Source organism: Streptomyces sp. NPDC052107 (genome assembly GCF_040680215.1).
Lineage (GTDB): Bacteria > Actinomycetota > Actinomycetes > Streptomycetales > Streptomycetaceae > Streptomyces.
In genome coordinates, this window is record NZ_JBFAWG010000024.1 from 46,728 (window position 1) to 71,589 (window position 24,862).

At 71.5% G+C, this 24,862-nt stretch carries 25 protein-coding genes; 11 read left to right on the plus strand and 14 right to left on the minus strand.

The window, feature by feature from the left end; all coding sequences use genetic code 11:
• Positions 1-26: 26 nt before the first annotated feature.
• Complete coding sequence (locus tag AB0M27_RS24840; RefSeq protein WP_365724176.1) at positions 27-1,055, minus strand: LLM class flavin-dependent oxidoreductase; 1,029 nt, start codon at positions 1,053-1,055, stop codon at positions 27-29.
• Between the two features lie 222 nt (positions 1,056-1,277).
• Between AB0M27_RS24840 and AB0M27_RS24845 the strand changes: the two genes are divergently transcribed.
• A complete protein-coding gene (locus AB0M27_RS24845) occupies positions 1,278-1,610 on the plus strand; it encodes an ATP/GTP-binding protein (protein WP_365724178.1) in 333 nt (110 codons plus the stop codon).
• A 10-nt stretch (positions 1,611-1,620) separates the two neighbouring features.
• On the opposite strand, the gene AB0M27_RS24850 is transcribed toward AB0M27_RS24845, so the two are convergent.
• From AB0M27_RS24850 to mce, 8 genes are all read right to left on the minus strand, one after another.
• Positions 1,621-1,794: a hypothetical protein gene (locus AB0M27_RS24850; protein WP_365724180.1), complete on the minus strand. Its 174-nt coding sequence runs from the start codon at positions 1,792-1,794 to the stop codon at positions 1,621-1,623.
• A gap of 75 nt (positions 1,795-1,869) precedes the next feature.
• The gene (locus tag AB0M27_RS24855; protein ID WP_365724182.1) at positions 1,870-2,754 is read right to left on the minus strand and encodes an ABC transporter permease subunit; all 885 of its coding nucleotides are present in this window, start codon (positions 2,752-2,754) and stop codon (positions 1,870-1,872) included.
• Positions 2,751-4,019 (minus strand): ABC transporter ATP-binding protein, encoded by a 1,269-nt coding sequence (locus AB0M27_RS24860; protein WP_365724184.1) that lies wholly within the window; start codon positions 4,017-4,019, stop codon positions 2,751-2,753. The genes AB0M27_RS24855 and AB0M27_RS24860 overlap by 4 nt, the downstream gene beginning before the upstream one ends.
• A gap of 130 nt (positions 4,020-4,149) precedes the next feature.
• Positions 4,150-4,920 carry an ABC transporter permease subunit gene (locus tag AB0M27_RS24865; RefSeq protein WP_365724186.1) on the minus strand — a complete coding sequence of 257 codons (771 nt, stop codon included), beginning with the start codon at positions 4,918-4,920 and terminating at the stop codon, positions 4,150-4,152.
• A gap of 5 nt (positions 4,921-4,925) precedes the next feature.
• Positions 4,926-5,879 (minus strand): ATP-binding cassette domain-containing protein, encoded by a 954-nt coding sequence (locus tag AB0M27_RS24870; protein WP_365724189.1) that lies wholly within the window; start codon positions 5,877-5,879, stop codon positions 4,926-4,928.
• A gap of 150 nt (positions 5,880-6,029) precedes the next feature.
• Positions 6,030-6,965 carry a cellulose-binding protein gene (locus tag AB0M27_RS24875; protein WP_365724191.1) on the minus strand — a complete coding sequence of 312 codons (936 nt, stop codon included), beginning with the start codon at positions 6,963-6,965 and terminating at the stop codon, positions 6,030-6,032.
• Positions 6,966-7,148: 183 nt separating this feature from the next.
• Entirely contained in the window at positions 7,149-11,030 is a 3,882-nt protein-coding gene (gene scy / locus AB0M27_RS24880) for a polarized growth protein Scy (protein WP_365724193.1), read from the minus strand.
• Between the two features lie 206 nt (positions 11,031-11,236).
• The gene (gene mce, locus AB0M27_RS24885; protein ID WP_365724195.1) at positions 11,237-11,677 is read right to left on the minus strand and encodes a methylmalonyl-CoA epimerase; all 441 of its coding nucleotides are present in this window, start codon (positions 11,675-11,677) and stop codon (positions 11,237-11,239) included.
• Between the two features lie 149 nt (positions 11,678-11,826).
• Between mce and AB0M27_RS24890 the strand changes: the two genes are divergently transcribed.
• The 3 genes from AB0M27_RS24890 to AB0M27_RS24900 all read left to right on the plus strand — a co-directional run bounded on the left by AB0M27_RS24890 (position 11,827) and on the right by AB0M27_RS24900 (position 15,382).
• On the plus strand, positions 11,827-13,026 hold the full coding sequence (locus AB0M27_RS24890) for an acetyl-CoA C-acetyltransferase (protein ID WP_365724197.1): 1,200 nt from the start codon (positions 11,827-11,829) through the stop codon (positions 13,024-13,026).
• A gap of 51 nt (positions 13,027-13,077) precedes the next feature.
• Positions 13,078-14,034: a methylmalonyl Co-A mutase-associated GTPase MeaB gene (meaB, locus tag AB0M27_RS24895; RefSeq protein WP_351800023.1), complete on the plus strand. Its 957-nt coding sequence runs from the start codon at positions 13,078-13,080 to the stop codon at positions 14,032-14,034.
• A gap of 148 nt (positions 14,035-14,182) precedes the next feature.
• Positions 14,183-15,382: an MFS transporter gene (locus tag AB0M27_RS24900; protein ID WP_365724199.1), complete on the plus strand. Its 1,200-nt coding sequence runs from the start codon at positions 14,183-14,185 to the stop codon at positions 15,380-15,382.
• A 73-nt stretch (positions 15,383-15,455) separates the two neighbouring features.
• Here AB0M27_RS24900 and AB0M27_RS24905 read toward each other — a convergent pair whose 3' ends face one another.
• The 4 genes from AB0M27_RS24905 to AB0M27_RS24920 form a co-directional block, all read right to left on the minus strand.
• Positions 15,456-15,932 carry a MarR family transcriptional regulator gene (locus AB0M27_RS24905; RefSeq protein WP_071376406.1) on the minus strand — a complete coding sequence of 159 codons (477 nt, stop codon included), beginning with the start codon at positions 15,930-15,932 and terminating at the stop codon, positions 15,456-15,458.
• 92 nt (positions 15,933-16,024) lie between these two features.
• Positions 16,025-16,786, minus strand: coding sequence for an AIM24 family protein (locus tag AB0M27_RS24910; RefSeq protein ID WP_365724269.1), 762 nt, complete (start codon positions 16,784-16,786; stop codon positions 16,025-16,027).
• Between the two features lie 53 nt (positions 16,787-16,839).
• Positions 16,840-17,490 carry an AIM24 family protein gene (locus AB0M27_RS24915; protein ID WP_365724201.1) on the minus strand — a complete coding sequence of 217 codons (651 nt, stop codon included), beginning with the start codon at positions 17,488-17,490 and terminating at the stop codon, positions 16,840-16,842.
• 2 nt (positions 17,491-17,492) lie between these two features.
• The gene (locus AB0M27_RS24920; protein WP_365724270.1) at positions 17,493-18,125 is read right to left on the minus strand and encodes an AIM24 family protein; all 633 of its coding nucleotides are present in this window, start codon (positions 18,123-18,125) and stop codon (positions 17,493-17,495) included.
• A 194-nt stretch (positions 18,126-18,319) separates the two neighbouring features.
• Between AB0M27_RS24920 and AB0M27_RS24925 the strand changes: the two genes are divergently transcribed.
• From AB0M27_RS24925 to AB0M27_RS24935, 3 genes are all read left to right on the plus strand, one after another.
• Complete coding sequence (locus AB0M27_RS24925; protein WP_365724203.1) at positions 18,320-18,664, plus strand: DUF3817 domain-containing protein; 345 nt, start codon at positions 18,320-18,322, stop codon at positions 18,662-18,664.
• Positions 18,661-18,954 carry an MTH1187 family thiamine-binding protein gene (locus AB0M27_RS24930; RefSeq protein WP_365724205.1) on the plus strand — a complete coding sequence of 98 codons (294 nt, stop codon included), beginning with the start codon at positions 18,661-18,663 and terminating at the stop codon, positions 18,952-18,954. The genes AB0M27_RS24925 and AB0M27_RS24930 overlap by 4 nt, the downstream gene beginning before the upstream one ends.
• Positions 18,955-19,054: 100 nt before the next feature.
• Positions 19,055-19,810, plus strand: a complete 756-nt coding sequence (locus AB0M27_RS24935; RefSeq protein WP_365724207.1) for a hypothetical protein — start codon at positions 19,055-19,057, stop codon at positions 19,808-19,810.
• Between the two features lie 2 nt (positions 19,811-19,812).
• Here AB0M27_RS24935 and AB0M27_RS24940 read toward each other — a convergent pair whose 3' ends face one another.
• Positions 19,813-20,826, minus strand: coding sequence for a DUF5937 family protein (locus AB0M27_RS24940; protein ID WP_365724209.1), 1,014 nt, complete (start codon positions 20,824-20,826; stop codon positions 19,813-19,815).
• A gap of 74 nt (positions 20,827-20,900) precedes the next feature.
• On the opposite strand from AB0M27_RS24940, the gene AB0M27_RS24945 reads away from it, so the two are divergent.
• The 4 genes from AB0M27_RS24945 to AB0M27_RS24960 all read left to right on the plus strand — a co-directional run bounded on the left by AB0M27_RS24945 (position 20,901) and on the right by AB0M27_RS24960 (position 24,840).
• A complete protein-coding gene (locus AB0M27_RS24945) occupies positions 20,901-22,139 on the plus strand; it encodes an MFS transporter (RefSeq protein ID WP_365724211.1) in 1,239 nt (412 codons plus the stop codon).
• Between the two features lie 22 nt (positions 22,140-22,161).
• Complete coding sequence (locus AB0M27_RS24950; RefSeq protein ID WP_365724213.1) at positions 22,162-22,671, plus strand: MarR family transcriptional regulator; 510 nt, start codon at positions 22,162-22,164, stop codon at positions 22,669-22,671.
• 43 nt (positions 22,672-22,714) lie between these two features.
• Positions 22,715-23,053 carry a DUF3817 domain-containing protein gene (locus AB0M27_RS24955; RefSeq protein WP_351216123.1) on the plus strand — a complete coding sequence of 113 codons (339 nt, stop codon included), beginning with the start codon at positions 22,715-22,717 and terminating at the stop codon, positions 23,051-23,053.
• An 86-nt stretch (positions 23,054-23,139) separates the two neighbouring features.
• The gene (locus AB0M27_RS24960; protein ID WP_365724215.1) at positions 23,140-24,840 is read left to right on the plus strand and encodes a methylmalonyl-CoA mutase family protein; all 1,701 of its coding nucleotides are present in this window, start codon (positions 23,140-23,142) and stop codon (positions 24,838-24,840) included.
• Positions 24,841-24,862: the final 22 nt, after the last annotated feature.

Genomic DNA, 24,862 nt, shown 5'->3' on the forward strand with positions numbered 1-24,862 from the left:
AGGCGGCCGGGGAGTTGCCGGACGGCTCAGCGCAGCTGGGGCAGCACCTCGGCACCCAGCCGCCGCAGGTTCTCCTCCGTCGCGGAGAGATCGCCCGAGCCCTCCACGAGGAGCGCGAAGCGGGAGATGCCGGTGCGCTCCGAGGTGGCCGCGAGCCGGTCGGCGGCCAGTCGCGGGGTGCCGACCGGGTGCAGTCCGCAGAGCAGTTCGGTGTAGGCGTACGGGTCGCGCATCGAGCGCACCCGGCCGTCGACCGTCACATGCGCCTCCAGGCCCTGCTTCAGCCAGCCCGGCATGGCCTTCATCAGCGTCTCCGCCGCGTCCGTGCGCCGGTCGGCGAGCTGGCACACCCCGGCCGAGACGTGCGCGGCGCCCGCGATCTCCTCGGCCGGCCGGCCCGCCGCACGGGCGCAGCTCCGCCACAGGGCCACCATCTCGGCCTTTTCCTCGTCCCCGACGTGCATACCGAGCAGCATCGGCAGCCCGCGCTCGGCGGCCAGCCGTACGCTCGACGGAGAGGTGCACGCGAGGACGACCTCGGGGCCCGGGGTCTCCGTCAGCGCCTCCGACGGGCGGGGTACGACCGGCACCTCGCGGAAGCTGAACCGCTCGCCGGACGCCGACACCCGTGGCTCGCGCAGCCAGCGCAGCAGCAGATCGAGTGACTCGGGGAATCCGTGTTCGTACGCCTCCAGGCCCGAGCCGAAGACCTCCAGGTCCACCCAGGGCCCGCCGCGGCCCACGCCGAGCGTGAACCGTCCGCCGCTCGTCAGGTGCAGCAGCGCGGCCTGTTCGCCGAGGGCGACCGGGTGGGCGGTGGGCAGTACGCTGACCGCCGTACCGACGCGGATGCGGTGGGTGCGGCCGAGCAGCAGGGCGGCCAGGGTGGCGGCGGACGGGCATGTGCCGTACGGCACGAAGTGGTGCTCGGCCAGCCACACGGCGTCCAGCCCGGCCTCCTCGGCGACCTCCGCCGAGCGGACCGCCCGGTGCAGGGCCTCCCCGGGGCCCTGGCCCGGGAACTGGGCGCCCAGCACAAAACTTCCTACGTACATCTCATTTCCTGCTTCCTTGGCTCCGACCCGGAGCTCCCCCACAGGGCATAACCGTCTGACACGTGCCCAGGACACGGCCTGACGGAGAGATTTGCGGATTGTCTGCAGAATGGGTCGCCCTGGAGGGGGACTTGTGCGGGTTGGTACCGTACGCGTACCCCACATGGCGGCGCGTAGGCTGGATACAGCCCGTGCTTCCTGTATAGCCCCGAGAGGTGTCCCGTGTCCCCGCGTCGCAACCGACCGAAGGCAGCCGGATCGTCGGGCCGGAGCGCCGAGGACGACCGCGACGGCCGGTACGGCGGCTGGCAGTCGACCGAGAGCTGGCAGGGCGAGGACTGGAGCGTGCGCCATGTCGCCGGGGCGAGCGCGGACGGCAAGACCTACCGGTGCCCGGGCTGCGACCAGCTGATCGCCTCCGGCGTCCCGCACGTGGTTGCCTGGCCGGAGCACGCGGGCGTGGACGACCGCCGCCACTGGCACAAGGCCTGCTGGAACGCCAAGGACCGCCGCACCACACGGGTGCCGCGGTCCCGTAACGCGCCGAGGTTCTAGCCGGGGTCGGTTAGTCGGCTTCGACCAGATATCGGACGGAGTCCACCACAGGAATCTCCAACGACTTCTGGCCGTCGTTGCTGGTGCCGGGTGGCCAGTGGAAGCCCGTATCGGTGAACCCGGCCGGGGTGGTCAGGCCGTCGAGGGGCTGGGTTTCGTCTCTGTCGAGATGGTCGTCAAACACGAGGGCCTCCCGTCGGCGCCGCGCGGATCTGGCGATCCACAGCGCCGGGGAGGCCCTCATCCGATCAAGCGAGGCTCACACGTCCCGCTTCTCCAGGAGCGCGTAGGCGCCGGCGAACGCGGCTGCCGAGAGGCCCAGCATGATCCACAGCGGGTCCCAGCCCGTGGGGCCGGAGCTGCTCAGGGAGTTGTCGTAGAAGCAGCTCATCTGGCTGGGGATGGAGTACTCCAGCAGCCACTCCCGCACCTTGGACAGCGACTGGGAGGCCATGAACAGGGCGATCACCAGAGGGGCCAGGACCGCGCCGATCATGATGGTGATGGCGCCCGCGGAGTGCCGGATGATCGAGCCGATGAGCAGCGAGAACAGCCCGAGCAGCGCGATGTAGAGGCTGATGCCGACCGTCGCCTTCAGCCAGTCGCCCCCGGAGGGCGTACGGGCGCCGCCGACGCCGTTCAGCATGGACGCGTGGATCATGGCCATGAGGCCGGACGTGGCCAGGGTGACGACGAAGGCGACGGCGAAGAACACGATCGACTTCGCGGCGAGCACCCGGCCCCGGCTCGGGCACGCGACCATCGTCGTACGGATCATGCCGGTGCCGTACTCCGAGGCCGTGGTCAGCACGCCGAGCGTGATGATGCACATGCTGCCCAGCAGCAGGCCGAAGAAGCCGAACTGGAGCGGGTTCTGGTCCGCCAGGGTCTCTGGGCTGGAGTTGGACTTGACCACCGAGCCGGCCATCAGGCCGATGGCGAGGACGAGGACCACGAACACGCCGAGCGTCCACATCGTCGACCGCACCGACTTGATCTTGGTCCACTCGGAGGCCAGCGCATGTCCGAGGTGGGTGCGCACGACCGGGATCGGCGAGGTGTAGGCGGGGTACGAGCCGCCGGGCGCCGCCTGCCAGTCGGGCGCGGCCGGGGCCTGCGGCATCGGGGGCTGATGGGTGCTCATCGGGCGTCCTCGGGCTTGGTCAGGTCGGCGGGTGCGGTGGCCGGAGCCGGGGGAGCGGCGGCGGGCGCCTGCTGCGGCGCGGGCGGTGCCGGGGCGGCGGCCGGGGCCGGCGCCTGGGCGTGCGGGGTCTGCTGGGGCGGCTGGGCGTACGGGTTGGGGGCGCCGGGAGTGCCGTAACCGGCCGGCTGCGAGCCGCCGTACGGTCCCGTGGGCGGCTGCATCGCGAACGGCTGGCCGCCCTGCTGGGGCGGCGGCGGGGCGTACCAGCCGGGCTGGCCCTGGCCGGGCACCGGCATGGGCGGCTGGGCGCCGGGCGGCAGCGGCTGCTGCAGGCCCGCCTTCTGGTCGATGGTCGAGCGGTAGTCGACGGCGCCCTGCGTCATCCGCATGTACGCCTCCTCCAGCGAGGCCTGGTGCGGCGACAGCTCCCACAGCCGGACGCCCGCCTCGTGGGCGAGGTCGCTGATCCGGGGCAGCGGCAGCCCGGTCACGCGCAGCGCGCCGTCCTGCTCCGGCAGCACATGACCGCCCGCCTCGGTGAGCGTGGTGCTGAGCTTCTCGCGCAGCTGCGGCTCGGTGTCCGGGGTGCGCACCCGGGCGAAGTCGGCGGAGTTGGCCGAGATGAAGTCCCTCACGCTCATGTCGGCGAGCAGTTGGCCGCGCCCGATGACGATGAGGTGGTCGGCGGTCAGCGCCATCTCGCTCATCAGGTGCGAGGAGACGAAGACCGTACGGCCCTCGCCCGCCAGAGCCTTCATGAGATTGCGGACCCAGAGGATGCCCTCGGGGTCGAGGCCGTTGACCGGCTCGTCGAACAGCAGCACCTGCGGGTCGCCGAGCAGCGCGGCGGCGATGCCGAGGCGCTGGCCCATGCCGAGCGAGAAGCCCTTGGAGCGCTTGCGCGCCACGTCCCGCAGGCCGACCACGCCGAGCACCTCGTCCACGCGGCGGGCCGGGATGCCCGACAGCTGGGCGAGGCTCAGCAGATGGTTGCGGGCGCTCCGGCCGCCGTGCACGGCCTTGGCGTCGAGCAGCGCGCCGACCTGGCGGGGCGCGTTGGGCAGCTTGCGGTAGGGGTAGCCGCCGATCGTCACCGATCCGGACGTGGGGTTGTCCAGCCCGAGGATCATCCGCATGGTCGTCGACTTGCCCGAGCCGTTCGGCCCGAGGAAGCCGGTGACGGCACCTGGCCGCACCTGGAAGGAAAGGTTGTACACGGCGGTCTTGTCGCCGTAGCGCTTGGTCAGGCCGACAGCCTCGATCATGCTCCGCACCCATCGAAAGGTTCAGGACAGCGGGGACCCGCCCCCGTAAGGGTTAGGAGGATATCGAGGCGCTGACGGTTCCGCCCAAAGGACGGTAAAGCCAGAACACTACGATGCGTGACCGAAAGCGCTACTGGGCGTCCCTGCGCTTGAGGAGGGCGTACCCGCCGGCCAGCGCGGCGATCACCCACAGCACCATGATCCCGAGCCCGCCCCAGGGCCCGTACGGCGTGTCGTCGGCCGTCGGGACCACCTGCATGATCCGGCTGCCCGCCTGGTCCGGCAGGAACCGCCCGATCTTCTTCGTGGCGTCGACGTTGCCGAGGATGTTGGAGATCAGGAAGAAGAACGGCATCAGGATGCCGAGCGACAGCATCGGCGAGCGCAGCATCGCGGCGACGCCCATGGAGAACATCGCGATCAGCGTCATGTAGAGCCCGCCGCCGATGACCGCGCGCAGCACGCCCGGGTCGCCGAGCTGCGCCCGGTGCGGGCCGAGCATCGCCTGGCCGAGGAAGAACGCGGCGAAGCTCGTGGCCATGCCGACCACCAGGGCGAGCGCGCCGGCCACCGTGATCTTGCCGAACAGGAAGGTGGCGCGCTGCGGTACGGCGGCCAGCGAGACCCGGATCATGCCGGTGCTGTACTCGTTCGAGACGACCAGCACACCGAACACGATCATGGCGAGCTGGCCCAGGCTCATCCCCGCGAAGCTGACGTACGTCGGATCGAACGACAGCCGGTCCTGCACCGGCATCGAGTCGAACTGGTTCCGCGACAGCGCGGAGATGAGCATCCCGAGGGCGATCGTGACCACCACGGCCAGCGACAGTGTCCACACCGTGGACGCCACCGACCGGATCTTGGTCCACTCTGACCGGATGACCTGCACCGCTGCCATGGACGTCAGGCCTCCTTCCAGTCGGCGCCCCAGTCCCGCGGGGAGCCCCCGGGCCCGGAGTGCGCGTGGTACTCCACGGCCTGCGCCGTCAGCTGCATGAACGCCTCCTCCAGTGAGGCCTGCCGAGGGCTCAGCTCGTGCAGCACGATCCCGTACCGCGCCGCCAGCTCGCCGATCCGCTCGGCCTTGTCGCCCTCCACCTCCAGCGCGCCCCCGCCCGCCTCCACGACGGTGATCCCGTCCTCGTGCAGCAGATCGAGCAGCCGCTCGCGCTGCGGAGAGCGGATCCGGACGTACGAGCGCGCGTACTGCCGGATGAAGTCGGCCATGGACGTGTCCGCGAGCAGCCGTCCCTGCCCGATGACGACGAGATGATCGGCGGTCAGCGCCATCTCGCTCATCAGATGGCTGGAGACGAACACCGTCCGCCCCTGCGCGGCCAGCGATTTCATCAAGTTCCGGATCCAGTGGATGCCCTCCGGGTCCAGCCCGTTGACCGGCTCGTCGAACATCAGGATCCGCGGATCCCCGAGCAGCGCCGCCGCGATCCCCAGCCGCTGCCCCATGCCGTACGAGAACCCCTTGGCCTTCTTCCGCGCGACGGCGGTGAGCCCGACGGTGTCCAGTACCTGCGCCACCCGGGATTCCGGGATCCCGTTGCTCTGCGCGAGACACAGCAGATGGTTGTAGGCGCTGCGCCCGCCGTGCACGGCCTTGGCGTCCAGCAGCGCGCCGATGTACGTCAGCGGGTCCTTGAGCTGGGCGTAGTGCTTGCCGTCGATCCGGACATCGCCGGCGGTGGGATGGTCGAGTCCCAGGACCATCCGCATGGTGGTGGACTTCCCGGCGCCGTTGGGCCCGAGGAACCCGGTGACGATGCCAGGTCTGACCGAGAAGGTGAGTCCGTCGACCGCCACCTTCTCGCCGAAGCGTTTGGTCAGCCCCTCCAGCTCGATCATGCGGCCACGCTAAAACGGCACGAAGCCCCCTGCCACTTGAGGACAGGGGGCTCCACAGCGCCCGAAGGGGCGCGGGGCTGACCCGATATGCGGCTCCGCCGCGTGGGCGCGAGAAACCACGACGGACCCGCAGTTCCCCGCAACCCGCAGTTACCGGGTCTGCTGCGCCGGCACTCCACGAGAGATCGGCTCGTCGTCGGTCGTCGTGCCGGCGGCGGCCACAGCCGCACCGGTCAGCGTCGCGAGCATCTCCCGGACGTTCGTCAGCTGGGCGTTGATCGAGTCGCGGCGGTTGGTCAGCGCGGCGAGCTCGCGCTCGGATTCCGAGCGGATCCGGTCGGCCTTGGCGTTGGCGTCGGCCACGATGTCCTCGGCCTGGCGCTGGGCCGTCTCCACCGTCTGGCGGGCGCGGCGCTCGGCGTCGGTGCGCAGCTTCTCGGCCTCCAGGCGCAGCTGCTCGGCGCGGTGCTCGATCTCCGCGAGCCGCTTCTCGGCCTTCTGCTGACGCGAGGCCAGGTCGCGCTCGGACTGCTCGCGGCGCTTGGCGAGGTTCGTCTCGAAGTCGGCGGCGGCCTGCGCGGCCTTGGCGCGGGTCTCCTCGAAGAGGGCGTCCGCCTCCTCGCGCTTGGACTGCGCGTCCTTCTGGGCCTCGGAGCGCAGCTGGGCGGCCTCGCCCTTCGCCTTCTCGACGATCCGGACGCCCTCGTCCTCGGCCTTGGCCTTGCGCTCGGCGGCGTAGGACTCGGCGTCGTTGCGCACCTGCTGGGCCGCGGACTCGGCGAGGTCGCGGTGCTGTTCGGCCGCCCGCCGGGCCTCCTCACGCAGCTCCTTGGCCTCTTCCTCGGCCAGGCGCAGGATCTTCTCGACCCGGGCACCGAGACCCGCGTACGACGGCTCGGCGTCGGTGACCTGGGCCTGGGCGTTCTGCGTCTCGAGGTGGAGCTCCTCGATGCGCTTCTCCAGGGCGGTGATGCGGGCGAGAGCGCTGTCACGGTCGGAGACGAGCTTGGAGATACGTTCGTCCACCTGAGCGCGGTCGTACCCACGCCGCACAAGCTCGAAGCCGTAGGGGGAAGTGTCGCTCATGGGGTTCCTGTCAATGAGACCGGTGAGGTGATAGGGGGAATCCTAGGGGCCGAAGCGGTGTGTCATCGAGCGGATACGTGTTTGATCTGGAGAATGACACCTCTTTTGGGTGGCTGACCGCAGGACGGCTTGCCAACCGACTCGGGCAAAGCCCCCAGACGTTACCGGAACGCACCGCTCACACTAGCCGTCTGACGACTTGCCACCCGAACGGGGGGCGCCTACCGTCGCCCCGGCCTTGACCGAGCCCTCCTTGCCGGACGACGGGGCCTCGAAGGACTCCAGCGCCTCCAGGACGTCCTGGACGCGGGAGATCTCGGCGTTGATGTCCTCGCGCCTGCGCACCAGGATCTCCAGCTCGCGCTTGCCCTCCTCGACCGTGCGCCGGGCCTCGCGGATCGCCTCGGCCTTGAGCTCCTCGGCCTCCTTGACGAGGCTGGCCTTCTTCTGCTCGGCCTCCTTGAGCAGCCCCTCCGCCTTCTTGACGGCGGCGATGCGCACCTTGCCCGCCTCGGAGTTCGCCTCCGACACCAGCTCCTTGGCCTTCGCCTCCGCCTTGGCCAGCTGCTCCTCGGCGGCCTTGATGAGGGCGTCGCAGCGGTCGCCGGTGGACTTCATGGTCTCGGCGGCCTCGCGCCGGGCCCGCTCGTGCAGCCCCTCGATCTCGGTGGTGATGCGGTCGCGCAGCTCCTCCGCGCGCTCCCTGATCGCGGTCGCGTCCCGGCGGGCACCGACCAGCAGCTCGTCGGCGTCCGTGCGGGCCTTCTCCACCATCGAGTTGCCCTCGATCGTGGCCTCGGAGACGATCCGCTCGGCCTCGCTGCGGGCCGCGCCGACCATCGTGTCGGCCTGCGACTCGGCGTCCGCCGTGGTCTTCAGCGCCTGCTCCTGCGCCTCGCTGAGCAGCTTGTCGACCTCGGCCGTGGTCTCGTTGATGAGCGTGTCGACCTGCTCGGCCGCCTCCGAACGCCGCTTGTTGGCGTCCTTGCGGGCCTCGTCCAGGGTCCGCTCGGCCTCCTCGCGGGCGGAGTTGAGCAGCCGTTCGGCCGCCCCCTCCGCGTCCGCCCTGAGCTGCTCGGCCTCCGCCCGCACCCGCTCGGCGTGCGCCTGCGCCGAGCCGACCGTCTCGGCGGCCTCCGCGCGCAGCCGTTCGGCCTCGCCGGTGGCGTCCCCGATGAGCTGCTCGGCGGCCGCCAGGGCCTTTGCGCGCACCCGCTCCGCCTCGGCGGCGGTCTCCGTCTGCAGCCGTTCGGCCTCCGCGATCGTCTCGGTCTGCAGCCGCTCGGCCTCGTTACGGGCCTCGGTGATGAGGGTGTCCGCCTGTGTCGCCGCGTCGGAACGCATCCGGTTGGCGTCCTCGCGGGCGTCCGCCCGGGTGCGGGCGGCGGCCTGGTCGGCCTCGGCGAGCGCGTCCGAGGCCTCGGTGCGCACCCGCTGCGCGTACTCGCCGGCGTCCGAGCGCAGCCGCTCGGCCTCCGCCATCGCCTCCCCGACCGTACGCTCGGCCAGCGCCTTGGCGGCCTCCGACTCCTCGTTCGCCTCGCGCCGGATCCGCGAGGCGTCCTCGCTCGCCCGCTCCCGCTCGGCATAGGCGTCGGCGCGGACCCGGTCCGCCTCCTCCTCGGCCTCCCGCCGCGTACGGTCCGCCGCGTGCTCGGCGGCCGAACGCAACCCGGCGATCTCCTCCTGCGCCTGCTCGTGCAGCCCGGTGACGGAGTCCCGTACCTGCTGGGCGTGCTGCTCGGCGGCCGACACCATCTCGGTGGCGCGCCGGTCGGCCTCCTCCACCAGCCGGGTCGCCTCGGTCTGCGCCTCCTCCACGCGCCCCCGCGCTACGGCCAGCAGCTCCTCGCTCTGCTCGCGGGCCCGCTCGCGCTCCTGGTCGGCCTCGGCCCGCGCGGAACCGAGGGTCTCCTCGGCCTCACGGCGGCGCCGGACGGCCTCCTCCTGGGCGGCGGCCAGCGTCTCGGACGCCTCGGTGCCGAGCCGCTCGGCGGCGGCCTGTGCCTCCGCGCGCACCCGGTCGGCGGCGTCCTGGGCCTCCGCCTTCAGCCGCTCGGCCTCGGCGGCGGCCTCCGAGCGCAGCCGTACGGCGACGGCCTCGCCCTCGGCGCGGGAGGCGGACGCGTCGGACGCGGCCTCGTTGCGCAGCCGGTCGGCCTCGGTCTCGGCCTGCTGCTGGAGCGTGCGGATCCGGTCGGCCGCCTCGGCGCGCAGCCTCTCGGTCTCCTCGGCGGCCTCGCGGCGGATCCGGGCGGCCTCGTCACGGGCGTCCGTGAGCGCCTGCTCGGCCGACTCCAGCCGGTCCCGTGTCTCGGTCTGCAGCCGGGTCAGCTCCCCGGCGGCCTCGGCGCGGCGGGCCTCGACGGCGCGCTCGGTCTCCTCGCGCAGCTCGCGCGCGGCGGTCTCGGCGTCCGCCTTGACCGACTCGGCCCGCTCGTCGGCCTCGGCGCGCAGCCGCTCGGCCTCCTTGCGGGCCCGGTCCAGGGTCTCCTCGGCCTGCCGGCGCAGGCTGGTGGCCCGCTCGATGGCCTCGGTGCGGACCTTCTCGCTGTCGGTGGTCGCGGTCTGCCGCAGCTCGTCGGCGTCCGCCTTGGCCTTGGCCAGCAGTTCCTCGGCGGACCTGGCCGCCTCCTCGATCTGCGCGACCGCGTCCCGGCGGGCCTCCGCGCGGATCGACTCGCCCTCGGCGACCGCGTCGGCGCGCAGCTGCTCGGCCTCGCCGCGCAGCCGGCGGGCCTCCTCCTGCAGCTCGACCGTCTTGGCGCGGTACTCCTTGGTGTCGTCCTTCGCCGCGCCCTTGAGCTGCTCGGCGATGTCGTGCGCCTCGGCGCGCAGCCGGTCCGCCTCGGCCTCCGCCTCGGTGCGGATCCGCTCGGCCTCCTCGGTGGCCGCCTTGGTGGTGCGCTTGGCCTCCTCGGACGCCTTGTTGAGCACGTCCTCGGCGGTCTTGGCCGCCTTCGACAGCTGGGTGGCGCTCTCCTCGGCGGTGACCGTGCGGGCCTTCTCCGCGGCCTCGGCGACGATCTTCTCGGCCTCGGCACGGGCGTCCGCGACCAGCTGCTCGGCCTCGGTCCTGGTCTGCTCGGCCTCCTTGGTGGCCTCCTCGACCAGCCGGGCGACCTGCTCCTTGGCCGTACGCGTGCGTGCCTCGCCCGAGGCCTCGGCGCTCGCGAGGGTCTTGGCGGCGGCCTGTTCGGCCTCCGTCTGCAGCTTCTCGGCCTCCGCCTGCGCCTTGCGCAGCGCCTCCTCGGCCGCCGCCATCCGCTCCTCGGCGGCCCGGCTCAGCTCGCCGGCCTGCCGGCGGGCGGTGTCCGACTCGCCGACCGCGTCGGTGCGCAGCCGCTCGGCGTGGTCGGTGGCCTCCTGCGCCTGCGTGGAGGCGGCGTTCAGCAGCCGCTCGGCGTCCGTGCGGGCGCGGCGCAGGAGCTGCTCGGCCTCGGCGCGGGCCGCCTCGGCGTCGGTCTGCAGCCGCTCGCGGGCCTCCCGGGTCAGCCGCTCGGCCTCGGCGCGGGCGGTGGCCAACGCCTGCTCGGCCTCGGCGCGGGACTCGTCGAGGAGGCGGCGGGCCTGCTGGTCGGTGCGGGCGCGCAGCTGCTCGGCCCAGGCCACGTTCTCGTTGACGTGCGACTCGACGGTGGCGCGGCGCTCGGCCAGCTCCTGGTCGAGCTGCTGGCGCCGGGTCACCGCCTCCTGGTGCAGCTCCGCCTGGAGCCGGGCGGCCTGCTCGGCGTGCTCCTGCAGGATCCGCTGGGTCTGCGCGCGGGCCTGGCTCAGCTCCCGCTCGGCGTCCTGGCGCAGCTGATCGGCCTGCATCTGGGCATTGCGGAGCAATTGCTCGGCCTGATAGCCGATGTCACCGCCGTCGAAGGCGGGCCGGGTCATCAGGGTGCGGCGCGCCTCGTGCAGCTTGGCGCGCAGCACCTCGACCTGGTAGCCGAGGTCCTCGGCGTGCTGGATCGCCTTTTCCCGCTCGGTCTTCAGCCGCTTCATCTCGGCCTCGAACCGAGAGAGGTGGTCGACGTCAGCCGCCGGCTCTCGCTCCTGGCTCTCGTAGCCCCGCACTGCGCGGTCCCATCCGTCCCCTGGTCGGCTTCTCCAACGAGCTCCGTCCATCCGCCGGACGGGGCCCCCGGGGAATGGTGTCAGATCAACGGCGGAGCACGGGCTGCTGCCCCGACGCTCGTCCCCCGAAACCCGGACCCCGGAACGGCCGTCCCCCGCTTTCAGGGACGACCGCCCCCAACCCTACCGGCCCATATGTACGGGGGTCAGTGCTCAGGGGACTCAACAGGGGCCGAAGTGACCAGTTCCGTGAGCACCCCATGGCAATCCTTGGGGTGCAGGAAGGTGATCCGCGACCCCATGGAGCCGCGCCGTGGCTCGTCGTACAGCACGCGCACGCCCTTCCCGCGGATGTCCGCGGCGTCTCCGTCCACGTCCGCCGTGCCGAAGGCGATGTGGTGGACGCCTTCCCCGTTCTTCGCCAGCCACTTGCCGACCGCGGAGTCCTCGCGGGTCGGCTCCAGCAGCTGGAGGTAGGAGGCGCCGCCGTCCGAGGTCTCGTTGATCTTGAGCATGGCCTCGCGCACGCCCTGCTCCTCGTTGACCTCGGTGTGGAACACCTCGAAGCCGTAGGTGGCCTGGTAGAACTCGACGGTCGCGTCGAGGTCGTGGCAGGCGATCCCGATGTGGTCGATTCGCGTCAGCATGGATTCAGTGCAGCGCCACGGCCGTGGTTACGCAACGTGCGAGCGATCACACTGACAGGCCGATGACGGCACGGAGTGCCATCAGTACATTCGAAGTAAACCCTCGTTCACTCCTCGGCCTGGGCAGGCCGGTAAGGGGATCGCAGCTCATGCCTTCTGGAACGAACAGCTCGGTGATCGTCGCGGGTGCGCGCACGCCCATGGGACGACTGCTCGGCTCCCTCAAGTCCTTCTCCGGAGCCGACCTCGGCGGCTTCGCGATCAAGGCCGCCCTCGACCGTGCGGGGATCGGCGGCGACCAGGTGCAGTACGTGATCATGGGCCAGGTGCTCCAGGCGGGTGCCGGCCAGATCCCGGCCCGCCAGGCAGCAGTGAAGGCCGGCATCCCGATGAGCGTCCCGGCGCTCACCATCAACAAGGTGTGCCTCTCCGGCCTCGACGCCATCGCCCTCGCGGACCAGCTGATCCGCGCCGGCGAGTTCGACATCGTCGTGGCCGGCGGCCAGGAGTCCATGACCAACGCCCCGCACCTGCTGCCGAAGTCCCGCGAGGGCTTCAAGTACGGCGCGGTCCAGATGCTCGACGCCATGGCCCACGACGGCCTGACCGACTCCTTCGAGGGCATCGCCATGGGCGAGTCCACGGAGAAGCACAACACCCGCCTCGGCCTCGGCCGCGCCGAGCAGGACGAGATCGCCGCCCTGTCCCACCAGCGGGCCGCGGCCGCGCAGAAGAACGGCCTGTTCGAGGCCGAGATCACCCCGGTGGAGATCCCGCAGCGCAAGGGCGACCCGGTCCTGTTCAGCAAGGACGAGGGCATTCGCGGCGACACCACGGTCGAGTCCCTGGGCAAGCTGCGCCCGGCCTTCAGCAAGGAGGGTACGATCACCGCCGGCTCGTCCTCCCAGATCTCCGACGGCGCGGCCGCCGTGGTCGTGATGAGCAAGGCCAAGGCCGAGGAGCTGGGCCTGAGCTGGCTCGCCGAGATCGGGGCGCACGGCAACGTGGCAGGCCCGGACAACAGCCTGCAGTCGCAGCCGTCCAACGCGATCCTGCACGCCCTGAAGAAGGAGGGCCTGGAGGTCTCCGACCTCGACCTCATCGAGATCAACGAGGCCTTCGCCGCGGTCGCCGTGCAGTCAATGAAGGACCTCGGCGTGTCCACGGAAAAGGTGAACGTCAACGGCGGCGCGATCGCGCTGGGCCACCCGATCGGCATGTCCGGCGCTCGGCTCGTCCTCCACCTGGCCCTGGAGCTCAAGCGGCGCGGCGGCGGCACCGGCGCGGCCGCGCTGTGTGGTGGCGGCGGCCAGGGTGACGCGCTGATCGTGCGGGTACCGAAGGCGTAAGCATCCTCTTTGTACGCGTGTGTACGTCTGTGAACTGAACGGAGCTCTTTGATGCAGGACGTCTCCTCTCTGGTGGCCCAGGCCAGGGAAGGCCGGCCGCGGGCCGTGGCCCGGCTGATCTCCCTCGTGGAGGGGGCGTCCCCGCAGCTCAGGGAGGTCATGGCGGCCCTGGCCCCGCTGACCGGCAACGCCTATGTGGTCGGTCTGACGGGCTCCCCGGGTGTCGGCAAGTCGACCTCCACCTCCGCGCTCGTCACGGCGTACCGCAAGCAGGGCAGGCGGGTCGGCGTCCTGGCCGTCGACCCGTCCTCGCCGTTCTCCGGAGGAGCCCTGCTCGGCGACCGCGTCCGCATGTCGGAGCACGCCTCCGACCCGGGCGTCTACATCCGCTCCATGGCCACCCGGGGCCACCTGGGCGGCCTCGCCTGGGCGGCGCCGCAGGCGATCCGCGTGCTGGACGCGGCGGGCTGTGACGTGATCCTGGTGGAGACGGTCGGCGTAGGCCAGTCGGAGGTCGAGATCGCCTCCCAGGCGGACACCAGCGTGGTGCTGCTGGCCCCGGGCATGGGCGACGGCATCCAGGCGGCGAAGGCGGGCATCCTGGAGATCGGCGACGTGTACGTCGTCAACAAGGCGGACCGGGACGGCGCCGACGCCACGGCCCGCGAACTGAACCACATGCTGGGCCTCGGCGAGTCCCGCGGCCCCGGCGACTGGCGCCCGCCGATCGTGAAGACGGTCGCGGCCCGCGCCCAGGGCGTCGACGAGGTCGTCGAGGCCCTGGAGAAGCACCGCGCGTGGATGGAGGAGCGCGGTGTCCTCGCGGAGCGCCGCAAGGCCCGAGCGGCCCGCGAGGTGGAGACGATCGCGGTGACGGCCCTGCGCGAACGCATCGGCGACCTGCACGGCGACCGCCGCCTCAGCGCGCTCGCGGAGCGCATCGTCGCGGGGCAGCTGGACCCGTACCGCGCGGCGGACGAGCTGGTGGCGGGCCTGACGCAGGGCTGAGAGGGTCGCCAACTCCGACACCCCGCTGGTAAGTTGACGGGCATGTTCCTCACCTTGGCGTAGAGCGCACACCGGACCGCGAGGCCGACGAGAAGGCCCTCGCGTCCTTCGGCTGCCCTCTCTTCCGCCTCCACAGAGGAACATCAGCATGTCCACGCATGCCCCTTCGCGGCCCTCGTACGCCGCCGTGCTGCGCCTCCCGCACGCGCGCCGCACCTTCGCCTCCGCCCTCACCGCCCGCCTGTCCTACGGCACGGTCTCCCTGGCGGCGCTGCTCTCCGTCACCCGGGCCACCGGCTCCTACGCCGTCTCCGGCGCCGTGCTCTCCCTGTTCGGCGCCGCGACGGTCTTCCTGATGCCGTTCAGGGCGGCCTTGATCGACCGGCACGGGGCGCGCAGGGCCCTGCTGCCCATGTCGGCGGCCTACGGCGCCCTGCTGTGCGTCCTGGCCGCGCTGACCTGGCGCCCCGGAGCACCGCCGCCGGCCATCGCCACCGCGGCGGCCCTCGCGGGCACGTGCGCGCCACCGCTGGGACCGACCATGCGCGCGGTGTGGGCCGAACTGGCCCCTGAGCCGGGCATGCTGGCCCGCGCCTACAGCCTGGACGGCGTCGCCGAAGAGCTGCTGTACGTCTCCGGTCCGGTCCTGGTCGGCGTGCTCACCGGCTGGGCCCCGCCGGCTGCCGGGATCCTGTTGAGCGCGCTGCTGATCGTGGGCGGTACCTGCGCCTTCGTCACGTGCCCGGTGATGCCCGGTCCCCGTGGCGCCGCCCGCGAGACGAGGCGCGGCACCCTCTCCGGCCTGTCGGCGCCGGTCGCCGTGGCCACGGGTGTGGGACTGGCTCTCAGCGGAGTGGAGCTGCTGGTGATGGCCTTCGCCGCGCAGCGTTCGTACGACACCGCCCTGGTGCCCTGGGTGCTGGGCGCGCTCTCGGCCGGCAGCGCGGTGGGCGGGCTGGTCAACGGAGCGGTCCGGTGGCGGGCGCCGGCCCGGGTCCGCCTGTGCTGGTTCGCGCTGTCCCTCGGCCTGGTGGTCGCGGCGGCGGGCCTGGCGCCCGGCCTGTGGACCCTCGCCGGGGTCATGGGACTCGCCGGAGCGTTCATCGCCCCCACCCTGACGACGGCGTACCTCGTGGTCGACGAAACGGCACCCGAGGGTGCCCGCACGCAGGCGGGCGCCTGGGTCAATACCGGGGTGAACGCGGGGAGTTCGGCGGGGGCGATGGTGACGGGGATGCTGATCGGACGGGTGCCGCTGGGGGTGTGTTTCGTGCTGGCGGGTGCGGTGGCCGTGCTGCCCGCCGTGGCTGCGTATCGCCGTCGCCGGGTGCGGGTCGTCCGTGGCTGATCGCGCCCACGCGGCGGGGCCGCATATCGATACGGCCCCGCGCCCCTTGCGGGGCGCGGTTCCCCCAGGAGGCTCAGGGACGTCCCCGCTGCCCCCGCAGATGCTCGGCGATCGGCTTCAGCGCCTTGTCCAGTTCCGTCAACGCCTCCGGCGAGAGCAGATCGATGAAGTGTCGCCGCACGGATGCGACGTGATGGGGGGCCACCTTCTTCATCGTCTCCATGCCATGCTCGGTGAGCACGGCGTACAACCCCCGCCGATCGGACTCGCAGTTCTCACGGCGCACCAGGTTGGCGTTCTCCATCCGCGTGATCTGGTGCGACAGCCGGCTCTTGGACTGCAGGGTCGCGGAGGCGAGGTCGCTCATCCGCATGCGTACGTCGTCCGACTCGGACAGGTTCACGAGGATCTCGTAGTCGTTCATAGTCAGGCCGAACGGCTGCAGATCCTTCTCCAGTTGGTACGTCAACAGCCTGTTGACCTCCAGGTGGGTGCGCCAGGCGCACTGCTCCGCATCGGTCAGCCAGCGCGTGGCCGTCTCGGTCTCCATGAATGAAGTCTACCTAAGAAGTTGAATGGCGAACTACTTTGGATGGTGTGACTGTGCGCACGCGTTCGACGTCACCCTCCGCAGACTACCGCTCACAGCCCGAAGCGGCGCTGGAGGTCTCCCAGCTGTCCGGGAAGGCGCGGTACCCCCGATGGTTGCTGATCGTGTCCGCCCGGTGCCGCTCCGCCACCTCCGGGTACCCCCGGTTCGGACGGCACGACACCCGTCGCCGCCTCCTCCATGAGAGCCTCCGTCGACTGCAACAGGACCGTGCCGGCGCCCACGAATTCGAACTGGTGCTCCTCCCCGGATAGCCCGCCGAGGCCCGTCATCGCACGTAGACCGCCCAGTACACCCGTCAGATAGCCGTGGTCGTAGTGATGGCACGGCGACGGGCAGTCGGCCCACCCGACGAGCGCCTGCGGGTCGACCCGGATCGGAGGTTCCATGAACACCACCGGACCGTTAGATGCGGCGACAAACTTTCCGGTTCCGATAAGGGTCAGAAAACCCGGCACGATCGATTGCTTGAGCGCGAGACTTGGCTGAAAAGCGAGCAGGTTGCCCGCGCGAATGGTCAAGTTCCCGTCGTCCAGGTCGTAGGAGTTGACGTCGAAGGCCCGGTCGGCCAGCAGCATCTTGCCCGAGCCCGTCGCCACGACCCAGTCGCTCGCGTGCAGTGGCGAATGGAACGAGGTACGGACAAGTCGGTCGAGTCGGCCGTGCCCGATGCCGTTGAACTCGATCGCCCCGTAGTAGGCGATCATCTTCCCCTTCTGCAGGAACCACTGCCCGCTCTTGAGCTCGACGCAGAACGTGTAGTTGTTCACGTTGTCGTCGGCGGGCAGCGTCATCGGGTCGTGCACCACCGGGCCGCCGGGGGTGCCGTACGTGCCTCCGTACGCGCTCACAGCTTCTCCTCCGAGGCCTGGACGTACACCGTGCCGTTGCCGCTCAGCTCCAGCTGGAAGGCCTCCCCGGAGCCGCGGCCCACCATCTCGCGCCAGCCGAGCGCCGTGGACAACTTGTTGCGGACCTCGCCGTGGTGGGCGACGTAGGCCTGCGGGTCGACATGGACCGGGCGCTGGGAGGTGATCGGGATCTCGAGGACGCCGCCGTGCGCCATCACGGCGACCGAGCCCTGGCCCTGGAGGGTGGTGGTGAACAGGCCCTGGCCGGTGACCTGGCCCCGGACCAGGCCCATCACCCCGCCCTGCGAGCCCATGAACATCGTGCCCTGCCGGAGCGTGCCCTCGAAGGCCAGCAGGCGGTCGGCCTCGACGTAGAGGGTGTCGCCGGTGAGGTGGATGACGTGGACGTGGTGGCCGCCGTGCCCGAAGAAGACGGTGCCGCTGCCCTCGACGGTCATCAGCGGGGTCGCCTCGCCCGTCACCCGGCGCCCGATCATGGACATCAGCCCGCCCTGGCCGCCCTGGACGTTCGGGGTGAAGGACACGTCCCCCTTGTAGGCGAGCATCGCCCCGCGCTGGCTGAACAGCCGCTGCCCGGGCAGCACGGTCGCTTCGACCATCTTCGAGTTGATCTCCCGGAACGCCATGGCTACAGATCCCCCGCGATCGTGTTCCGCTCGCTCGGCTGCACGTACACCAGTCCGTCGCCCTCGAAGCGGATCTGGAAGGCCTCGCCGCCGCCCTCCCCGAAGAACGTGCGGAACGTCACTCCGGACTGGAAGGACTGCCGGACATCGCCCTGGTGGGCGATGTAGGCACCCGGGTCGACGATCAGCGGGTACTGCGGGCTGACCCGGAGCACCACCGCCGGCCCGTCCGACATGATCGCCGCCTGCCCGTGCCCCTCGACGGTCGTCGTGAACAGGCCGTTGCCCTGCGAGGCGCCGCGCAGCCCGGTGAACGTCGTGCCCGTGCGCAGCCCCGCGTCGGTGGCCAGCAGGTTGCTCGACTCCACGTACAGCTTGTCGCCCCGGAGGCCGACCAGGTTGATCTCCGAGGCCCGGTCCGCGAACCAGCACGTGCCGTGCCCCTTCACCTCCATCACCGTCATCTGCTCGCCGGTGAGCCGCCGGGTCACCATCCCGCGCAGCCCCTCCCCGCCACCGCTCAGTTTCTTGAAGCTCATCTGCCCGTCGTACGCGACCATCGAGCCGTTCTTCGCCTTCACGGCGTCCCCGGTCATGTCGACGGCGAGCACCTTGCTGCCCTGAAGTCGGAACATCGCCACGGAGCGAAAGTAGCGGCGCCGGGGGTGGACCGAACAGGGCCCGTGGGTGGACACCGACCCTGAGCGGACCCCTAGGGCCACGGTTTGCTTCAATGGTGGAGCGCTTGTGCGTGCGTTCACAAACGGCAGCCCGCCACCGACGGACCGTAACCGCAGACCGTCGCGAACACTCCCACCGAAGGTGATCCGTGGACATCAAGACCGCCACCGCCCTCCGCCGCCTCCGCCTGGTCTCGGCCCCGGAGGCCGTGTCCTTCCTGATCCTTCTCGTCTGCTCGGTGCTGAAGCGGACCACGGACTTCAACGCGGTCCCCGTCATGGGCGCGGTCCACGGCGTCCTGTTCATCCTGTACGTGATCTTCTGGGCGGACGCCTGGAACCGCGCCAAGTGGCCGCTGAAGACGGGTCTCCTCTACTTCGTCCTCTCGGTGCTGCCCACCGGCGGCTTCTTCGCCGAGCGCAAGCTGCGCCGCGAGGCCGAGGACGCCGTCATCGCGGCCCGCGCCCGCAAGGAAGGAGTCGTGAACGCATGATCGTCGCCTTCTCCGTGACGCCGCTGGGCGTCGGCGAGGACGTGGGGGAGTACGTCGCCGACGCCGTCCGCGTGGTGCGTGAGTCGGGCCTGCCCAACCGCACCGACGCGATGTTCACCAGCATCGAGGGCGAGTGGGACCAGGTCATGGACGTCGTCAAGCGCGCCGTCGCCGCCGTGGAGAAGCGCGCCCCGCGCGTGTCGCTCGTCCTCAAGGCCGACATCCGCCCCGGCGTGAGCGACGGACTGACCTCCAAGGTCGAGACCGTCGAACGGCACCTGGCGCAGTAGACGGCCCTCTTTTGAGCGGTCGCCGGGGGAGGTGTACCTTCCCCTCCTGATCATCCGAGCGATCGCTCAACTTCGCGTTCTGGCCTGGGGGAACAACACCATGGGTCTCTACAGAGAGACACACATACGCGCCGACCTCGACGAGCTGTGGGCGCGCACCCAGGACCCCGCCACGCGCCTGCGCTGGGACCTCCGCTTCAAGTCCATCGCCCCCCTGCCGGGCGTGCCGGGCGAGCCCCGGCGCTTCACCTGCGCCTGGCGCGTGCTGCCGCTCCTCACCGTGCCCGGCACCGGCGTCGCCGCCGGCGAGAAGGACCGCCCCGACGGCACGCGCGTGTGCGCCCTGCGTTTCTCCTCCTCGCACCCGCTCTCCCCGATCGCCGAGGCGAGCGCCTACTGGCGTTACGTGCCCGACGGGCAGGGCGTGCGGCTGCTCACCGGGTACGAGTACCGGGCCCGCGGGGGCGCGTTCGGGGCCCTCGCGGACCGCCTCGTACTTCGCCCGCTGACCGGCTGGGCCACGGGGTGGTCGTTCGACCGGCTCCGGTTGTGGCTGGAGCGGGGGATCACTCCCGAGCGGGCCCTGGCCAACTGGATCGTCGAGCTGGCGGTCCGTGCGCTCGTCCTCATGGTGTGTCTGACCGGGCTGGGGCTGGAGTCGCTGCTGCGGCTCTTCGGGACCTTCGCCGACACCGTGGCCTATCTGTGCCCGCTGGTGCTGGTGCTCGCCGGGTCGCTCGCGGTCTTCAAGGCGCCGCTGGCCGGGACGCCCGCCGCCCGGCGGTGTCTGCGGGCGCCGGTCACCCAGGCGCGTACGCCTCGGGTGCTGCGCAGGCTCGAGGCGTACGGGTGGTGACGTCAGGGGTGGGTGCGGTTCGTGGGCCGGCTGTCCTGCCCGGAACTCGCAAGCGCCACCCCTAGCGGTGTCCTCTCGTACAGGACCTGGTGGCCGTACCTGCGGGCCGTGAGCAGGCCCGCGTCTCTCAGGACCGTCAGGTGGGACGACACCGACGACGCGGCGAGCCCGAGCCGGTGCACGAGGGCGCTCGTCGTGGCGGGCTCGGTCAGGGCGGACAGGACGGTCGCCCGGTTGCGGCCCAACAGCCGTACCAAGGCCTCCGGCGTCCGTTCGCCCGACTCCGTCCACAGGCCCGCGATCCCCCGGGCCGGGTAGACCAGCGTCGGCTGCCACGGGGGCTCGAAGCCGGTGACCACGTCGGGCCACGAGAACACGCTCGGCATCAACACGAGTCCCTGACCGGCCAGGGCGCGGGTGTACTCGACGTGCCCCGCGAGCGTCAGCGTACGGTCGTCCCAGGACAGGCGGGTGTCCAGCTCGGGCAGCAGCGTGCCGAGGCCGACCTCGGCCAGGCGGCGGGAGTGGAAGGCCACGTCCGCCTCCAGAAGGGCCCGCAGCCGGGGCCAGTCCGGTGCGATCAGCACCCGCCAGGCCTCCTCCACCGTGTCCGCCAGCCCCTGGATCATCCGGGCCGGGGCCGCGAGCCAGGCGCGGCCCTGGGACGACTCCAGGGCGCCCGGGGTGCAGGCCAGCGCGCGGGCGGTGTCCTCGCGGGCCGCTTCCGGGTCGGACGCCCGTACGGCCGCGATCTCCTCCTCGAACGTGGCGGCCGGCCCGATCGGCGGCGCCCCGAGCCAGTCCGGGGAGTGCCCCCGCCGGGGCATCAGCAGCCACAGCGGGGCCAGGTCGAGCCCGGCCGCCGCGTCCCTGATCCGCCGCAGCCAGGGCGCCTGATAGGCGTGCCGGTCCGGCCGCTTCAGCGTCCGCACCGCCTCCTGCGTCTCCCACAGCGGGGAGATCGCGAACCGGCAGCGCAGGAAGTCGTCGTCGCCGAAGTGCAGCCTCGACGCCATGGGCACCCCCGGGAAGATTCGGCTGGAGCCGAAACTCTACGGCTCCCCGGCCGCCCCCGGGCACGCTGCCCGGCATGCCCGCACCCACCCAGGCCGCCCCGGCGTCCGCCGGCTACGGCCGTGTCCTCGCCGTGCCCGAGTTCCGGGCCGTCTTCGCCGCACACATCCTGTCCATGCTCGGCGTGATCGTCAGCGAGATCGCGCTCTCCGTCCTCGTCTACGACCTCACCCGCTCGCCCCTGCTGAGCGCGCTCACCTTCGCCCTGGGCTTCCTGCCGTACGCCCTCGGCGGCACCCTGCTCGCGCCCGTCGCCGACCGCTTCCCGGCCCGACGCGTGCTGGTCGTCTGCGATGTGGTGTGCGCCGGCTGCGTGGCCCTGATGACGGTTCCGGGCACCGGCATCGGGCTGCTGCTCGCCCTGCGCTGCGGGCTCGCCGTCGTCTCGCCGGTGTTCGCCGGCACCCGCATGGCCACGCTGGCCGACGTCCTCGGCGAGGGCGACCTGTTCGTCCTCGGCCGCTCCCTGCTGCGGATCGTCGCCCAGAGCGCCCTGCTCGTGGGCTACGGCCTCGGCGGTCTGCTGCTGACCGCCGTCAGCCCGCGCCACGCCCTGCTGATCACCGTCGACACCTTCCTCGCCTCCGCCACGCTGCTGCGCTGCGGCACCCGGCACCGCCCGGCCCGCACGCGCCAGGGCACGGACACTCCGTCCGGTCTGCGGGCGCTGCCGGCCGACCGCCGCGTGCGCGTCCTGCTGCTCATGTTCTGGATCCCGGCGGCGTTCTCGGTCGTACCCGAGGCGCTGGCGGCGCCGTACGCCGACGAGCTGGGCAGCGGTTCCGCGGGCCTCGGGCTGCTGATGTGCGCGCTGCCCGTCGGAACGGTGGCCGGCGAACTGTTCGCCGGGGCCCGGCTGGGACCGAAGGCCCGCGAACGCATCGCCCTCCCGTTGCTCTGCCTGACCCTGCTGCCCTACCTCGGTTTCGCCCTGCGCCCCGGACTGACCGCCTCCCTGGTGCTCCTGCTGCTCTCCGGGGCCGGGTCGGCGTACACGCTGGGCCTGGACCAGTGGTTCGTGCGGGCCGTGCCGGAGGAACTGCGCGGGCGGGCCATGACCGTGCTGCACGCCGGACTGATGACCGTCCAGGGCGTCGGTATGGCGCTGGCCGGTGTGGCGGCGCAGACGATGGGGGTGCGTACGGCGGTGGCCGGGGCCGGAGTGGCGGGTGTGCTGTGCTGCTGCGGGCTGGCCGTCGCGGCCCGGGCGGCCGAGAAGCGACCGAAAGCCGAGACGGGGCTGACCGGAATATGACCGGCCGGTAGGGTCTGATGACGTGCCGAAGCCACTCAGCCTCCCCTTCGATCCCATCGCCCGTGCCGACGAGCTCTGGAAGCAGCGCTGGGGAAACGTGCCGTCCATGGCCGCGATCACCTCGATCATGCGGGCCCAGCAGATCCTGCTCGCCGAGGTGGACGCGGTGGTCAAGCCGTACGGACTGACGTTCGCGCGGTACGAGGCACTGGTGCTGCTCACCTTCTCCAAGGCCGGTGAGCTGCCCATGTCCAAGATCGGCGAGCGGCTGATGGTGCATCCCACCTCGGTGACGAACACGGTCGACCGGCTGGTGAAGTCCGGGCTGGTCGCCAAGCGGCCCAACCCCAACGACGGCCGCGGCACCCTCGCCGTCATCACCGACAAGGGCCGCGAGGTGGTCGACGCGGCCACCCGCGACCTGATGGCGATGGACTTCGGGCTCGGCGTGTACGACGCGGAGGAGTGCGCGGAGATCTTCGCGATGCTTCGCCCGCTGCGCATCGCGGCCCACGACTTCGCGGACGAGTGACCCCGGGCAAGATCTCCCGGAACGGGTGGTTACGCTCGTCGGCATGAAGAAGAGCGTGCTGACCCGCTACCGCGTCATGGCCTACACCACCGGTGTCCTGCTGGTCCTGCTGTGCCTGAGCATGATCGCGAAGTACGGGCTGGACATCAGCGGTGCCGCCGACGTCACCCGGGTCGTCGCCATCGCCCACGGCTGGCTGTACGTCGTCTACCTCGTCGTCGCCTTCGACCTGGGCTCCAAGACGAAGATGCCGATCGGCAAGCAGCTGTGGGTGCTGCTCGCGGGGACGATCCCGACGGCCGCCTTCTTCGTCGAGCGGAGGATCAGCCGCGAGCTGGAGGCCAAGGTCGCCGACCAGGCCCCGGCCGTCGCCAAGGCGTAAGGGCGACCTTCGTCACACCGCCGTACGGACACCGTACGGCGGTCAGCCATCGACATTTACTAGGACGTCCAAGTAAATTCGATGGTATGGACGCTCACGCCATCGAGGAGGGCCGCCGGCGCTGGCAGGCCCGCTACGACGCCGCGCGCAAGCGCGACGCAGACTTCACCACGCTCTCCGGCGATCCCGTGGAGCCGGTGTACGGGCCCCGACCGGGCGACACGTACGAGGGATTCGAGCGGATCGGCTGGCCCGGGGAGTACCCCTTCACGCGCGGGCTCCATCCGACCGGCTACCGCGGGCGTACCTGGACGATCCGGCAGTTCGCCGGGTTCGGCAACGCCGAGCAGACCAACGAGCGGTACAAGATGATCCTGGCCGCCGGTGGCGGCGGTCTGTCCGTGGCCTTCGACATGCCGACGCTCATGGGGCGCGACTCCGACGACCCCCGCTCGCTCGGCGAGGTCGGGCACTGCGGGGTCGCCATCGACTCCGCCGCCGACATGGAGGTCCTGTTCAAGGACATCCCGCTCGGCGACGTCACCACCTCCATGACCATCAGCGGGCCCGCCGTGCCCGTCTTCTGCATGTACCTGGTCGCCGCCGAGCGCCAGGGCGTGGACCCGTCGGTCCTCAACGGCACGCTCCAGACCGACATCTTCAAGGAGTACATCGCGCAGAAGGAGTGGCTCTTCCAGCCCGAGCCGCATCTGCGCCTGATCGGCGACCTCATGGAGTACTGCGCGGCCGGTATTCCTGCCTACAAGCCGCTGTCCGTGTCCGGCTATCACATCCGTGAGGCGGGTTCGACGGCCGCGCAGGAGCTCGCGTACACCCTGGCGGACGGCTTCGGGTACGTCGAGCTGGGGCTCAGCCGCGGCCTGGACGTGGACGTCTTCGCGCCCGGCCTGTCCTTCTTCTTCGACGCGCACGTCGATTTCTTCGAGGAGATCGCCAAGTTCCGTGCCGCGCGCCGGATCTGGGCGCGCTGGATGCGGGACGTGTACGGCGCGAAGAGCGAGAAGGCGCAGTGGCTGCGGTTCCACACGCAGACCGCCGGTGTGTCGCTCACGGCCCAGCAGCCGTACAACAACGTCGTCCGTACGGCCGTGGAGGCGCTGGCGGCGGTCCTCGGCGGGACGAACTCGCTGCACACCAACGCGCTCGACGAGACCCTCGCGCTGCCCAGCGAGCAGGCGGCGGAGATCGCGCTGCGCACCCAGCAGGTGCTGATGGAGGAGACCGGGGTCGCGGGCGTGGCGGACCCGCTGGGCGGTTCGTGGTACGTCGAGCAGCTGACGGACCGGATCGAGGCCGACGCGGAGAAGATCTTCGACCAGATCAAGGAGCGGGGCCTGAGGGCCCACCCGGACGGGCAGCACCCGATCGGGCCGATCACCTCCGGGATCCTGCGCGGGATCGAGGACGGCTGGTTCACCGGCGAGATCGCCGAGTCCGCCTTCCGCTACCAGCAGGCGCTGGAGAAGGGCGACAAGAAGGTCGTCGGTGTCAACGTCCACACCGGGTCTGTCACCGGGGATCTGGAGATCCTGCGGGTCAGCCACGAGGTGGAGCGGGAGCAGGTACGGGCGCTCTCCGGGCGGAAGACGGCGCGGGACGAGTCCGCGGTGCGCTCCGCGCTGGAGGCGATGCTCGGTGCCGCGCGGGACGGCTCCAACATGATCGAGCCGATGTTGGACGCGGTGCGGGCCGAGGCGACGCTGGGCGAGATCTGCGGGGTGCTGCGGGACGAGTGGGGTGTGTACACGGAGCCCGCCGGCTTCTAGGCGCCCGGAGTCGTTCTCGGCC

Bases quoted from the DNA above. Each gene is read 5' to 3' on its own strand.
- AB0M27_RS24840 (WP_365724176.1), bottom strand. From the start codon at position 1,055: ATGTACGTAGGAAGTTTTGTGCTGGGCGCCCAGTTCCCGGGCCAGGGC.
- AB0M27_RS24855 (WP_365724182.1), bottom strand. From the start codon at position 2,754: ATGAGCACCCATCAGCCCCCGATGCCGCAGGCCCCGGCCGCGCCCGAC.
- AB0M27_RS24860 (WP_365724184.1), bottom strand. From the start codon at position 4,019: ATGATCGAGGCTGTCGGCCTGACCAAGCGCTACGGCGACAAGACCGCC.
- AB0M27_RS24865 (WP_365724186.1), bottom strand. From the start codon at position 4,920: ATGGCAGCGGTGCAGGTCATCCGGTCAGAGTGGACCAAGATCCGGTCG.
- AB0M27_RS24870 (WP_365724189.1), bottom strand. From the start codon at position 5,879: ATGATCGAGCTGGAGGGGCTGACCAAACGCTTCGGCGAGAAGGTGGCG.
- AB0M27_RS24875 (WP_365724191.1), bottom strand. From the start codon at position 6,965: ATGAGCGACACTTCCCCCTACGGCTTCGAGCTTGTGCGGCGTGGGTAC.
- mce (WP_365724195.1), bottom strand. From the start codon at position 11,677: ATGCTGACGCGAATCGACCACATCGGGATCGCCTGCCACGACCTCGAC.
- AB0M27_RS24890 (WP_365724197.1), top strand. From the start codon at position 11,827: ATGCCTTCTGGAACGAACAGCTCGGTGATCGTCGCGGGTGCGCGCACG.
- meaB (WP_351800023.1), top strand. From the start codon at position 13,078: ATGCAGGACGTCTCCTCTCTGGTGGCCCAGGCCAGGGAAGGCCGGCCG.
- AB0M27_RS24900 (WP_365724199.1), top strand. From the start codon at position 14,183: ATGTCCACGCATGCCCCTTCGCGGCCCTCGTACGCCGCCGTGCTGCGC.
- AB0M27_RS24905 (WP_071376406.1), bottom strand. From the start codon at position 15,932: ATGGAGACCGAGACGGCCACGCGCTGGCTGACCGATGCGGAGCAGTGC.
- AB0M27_RS24910 (WP_365724269.1), bottom strand. From the start codon at position 16,786: ATGACGCTGCCCGCCGACGACAACGTGAACAACTACACGTTCTGCGTC.
- AB0M27_RS24915 (WP_365724201.1), bottom strand. From the start codon at position 17,490: ATGGCGTTCCGGGAGATCAACTCGAAGATGGTCGAAGCGACCGTGCTG.
- AB0M27_RS24920 (WP_365724270.1), bottom strand. From the start codon at position 18,125: ATGTTCCGACTTCAGGGCAGCAAGGTGCTCGCCGTCGACATGACCGGG.
- AB0M27_RS24930 (WP_365724205.1), top strand. From the start codon at position 18,661: ATGATCGTCGCCTTCTCCGTGACGCCGCTGGGCGTCGGCGAGGACGTG.
- AB0M27_RS24935 (WP_365724207.1), top strand. From the start codon at position 19,055: ATGGGTCTCTACAGAGAGACACACATACGCGCCGACCTCGACGAGCTG.
- AB0M27_RS24940 (WP_365724209.1), bottom strand. From the start codon at position 20,826: ATGGCGTCGAGGCTGCACTTCGGCGACGACGACTTCCTGCGCTGCCGG.
- AB0M27_RS24945 (WP_365724211.1), top strand. From the start codon at position 20,901: ATGCCCGCACCCACCCAGGCCGCCCCGGCGTCCGCCGGCTACGGCCGT.
- AB0M27_RS24955 (WP_351216123.1), top strand. From the start codon at position 22,715: ATGAAGAAGAGCGTGCTGACCCGCTACCGCGTCATGGCCTACACCACC.
- AB0M27_RS24960 (WP_365724215.1), top strand. From the start codon at position 23,140: ATGGACGCTCACGCCATCGAGGAGGGCCGCCGGCGCTGGCAGGCCCGC.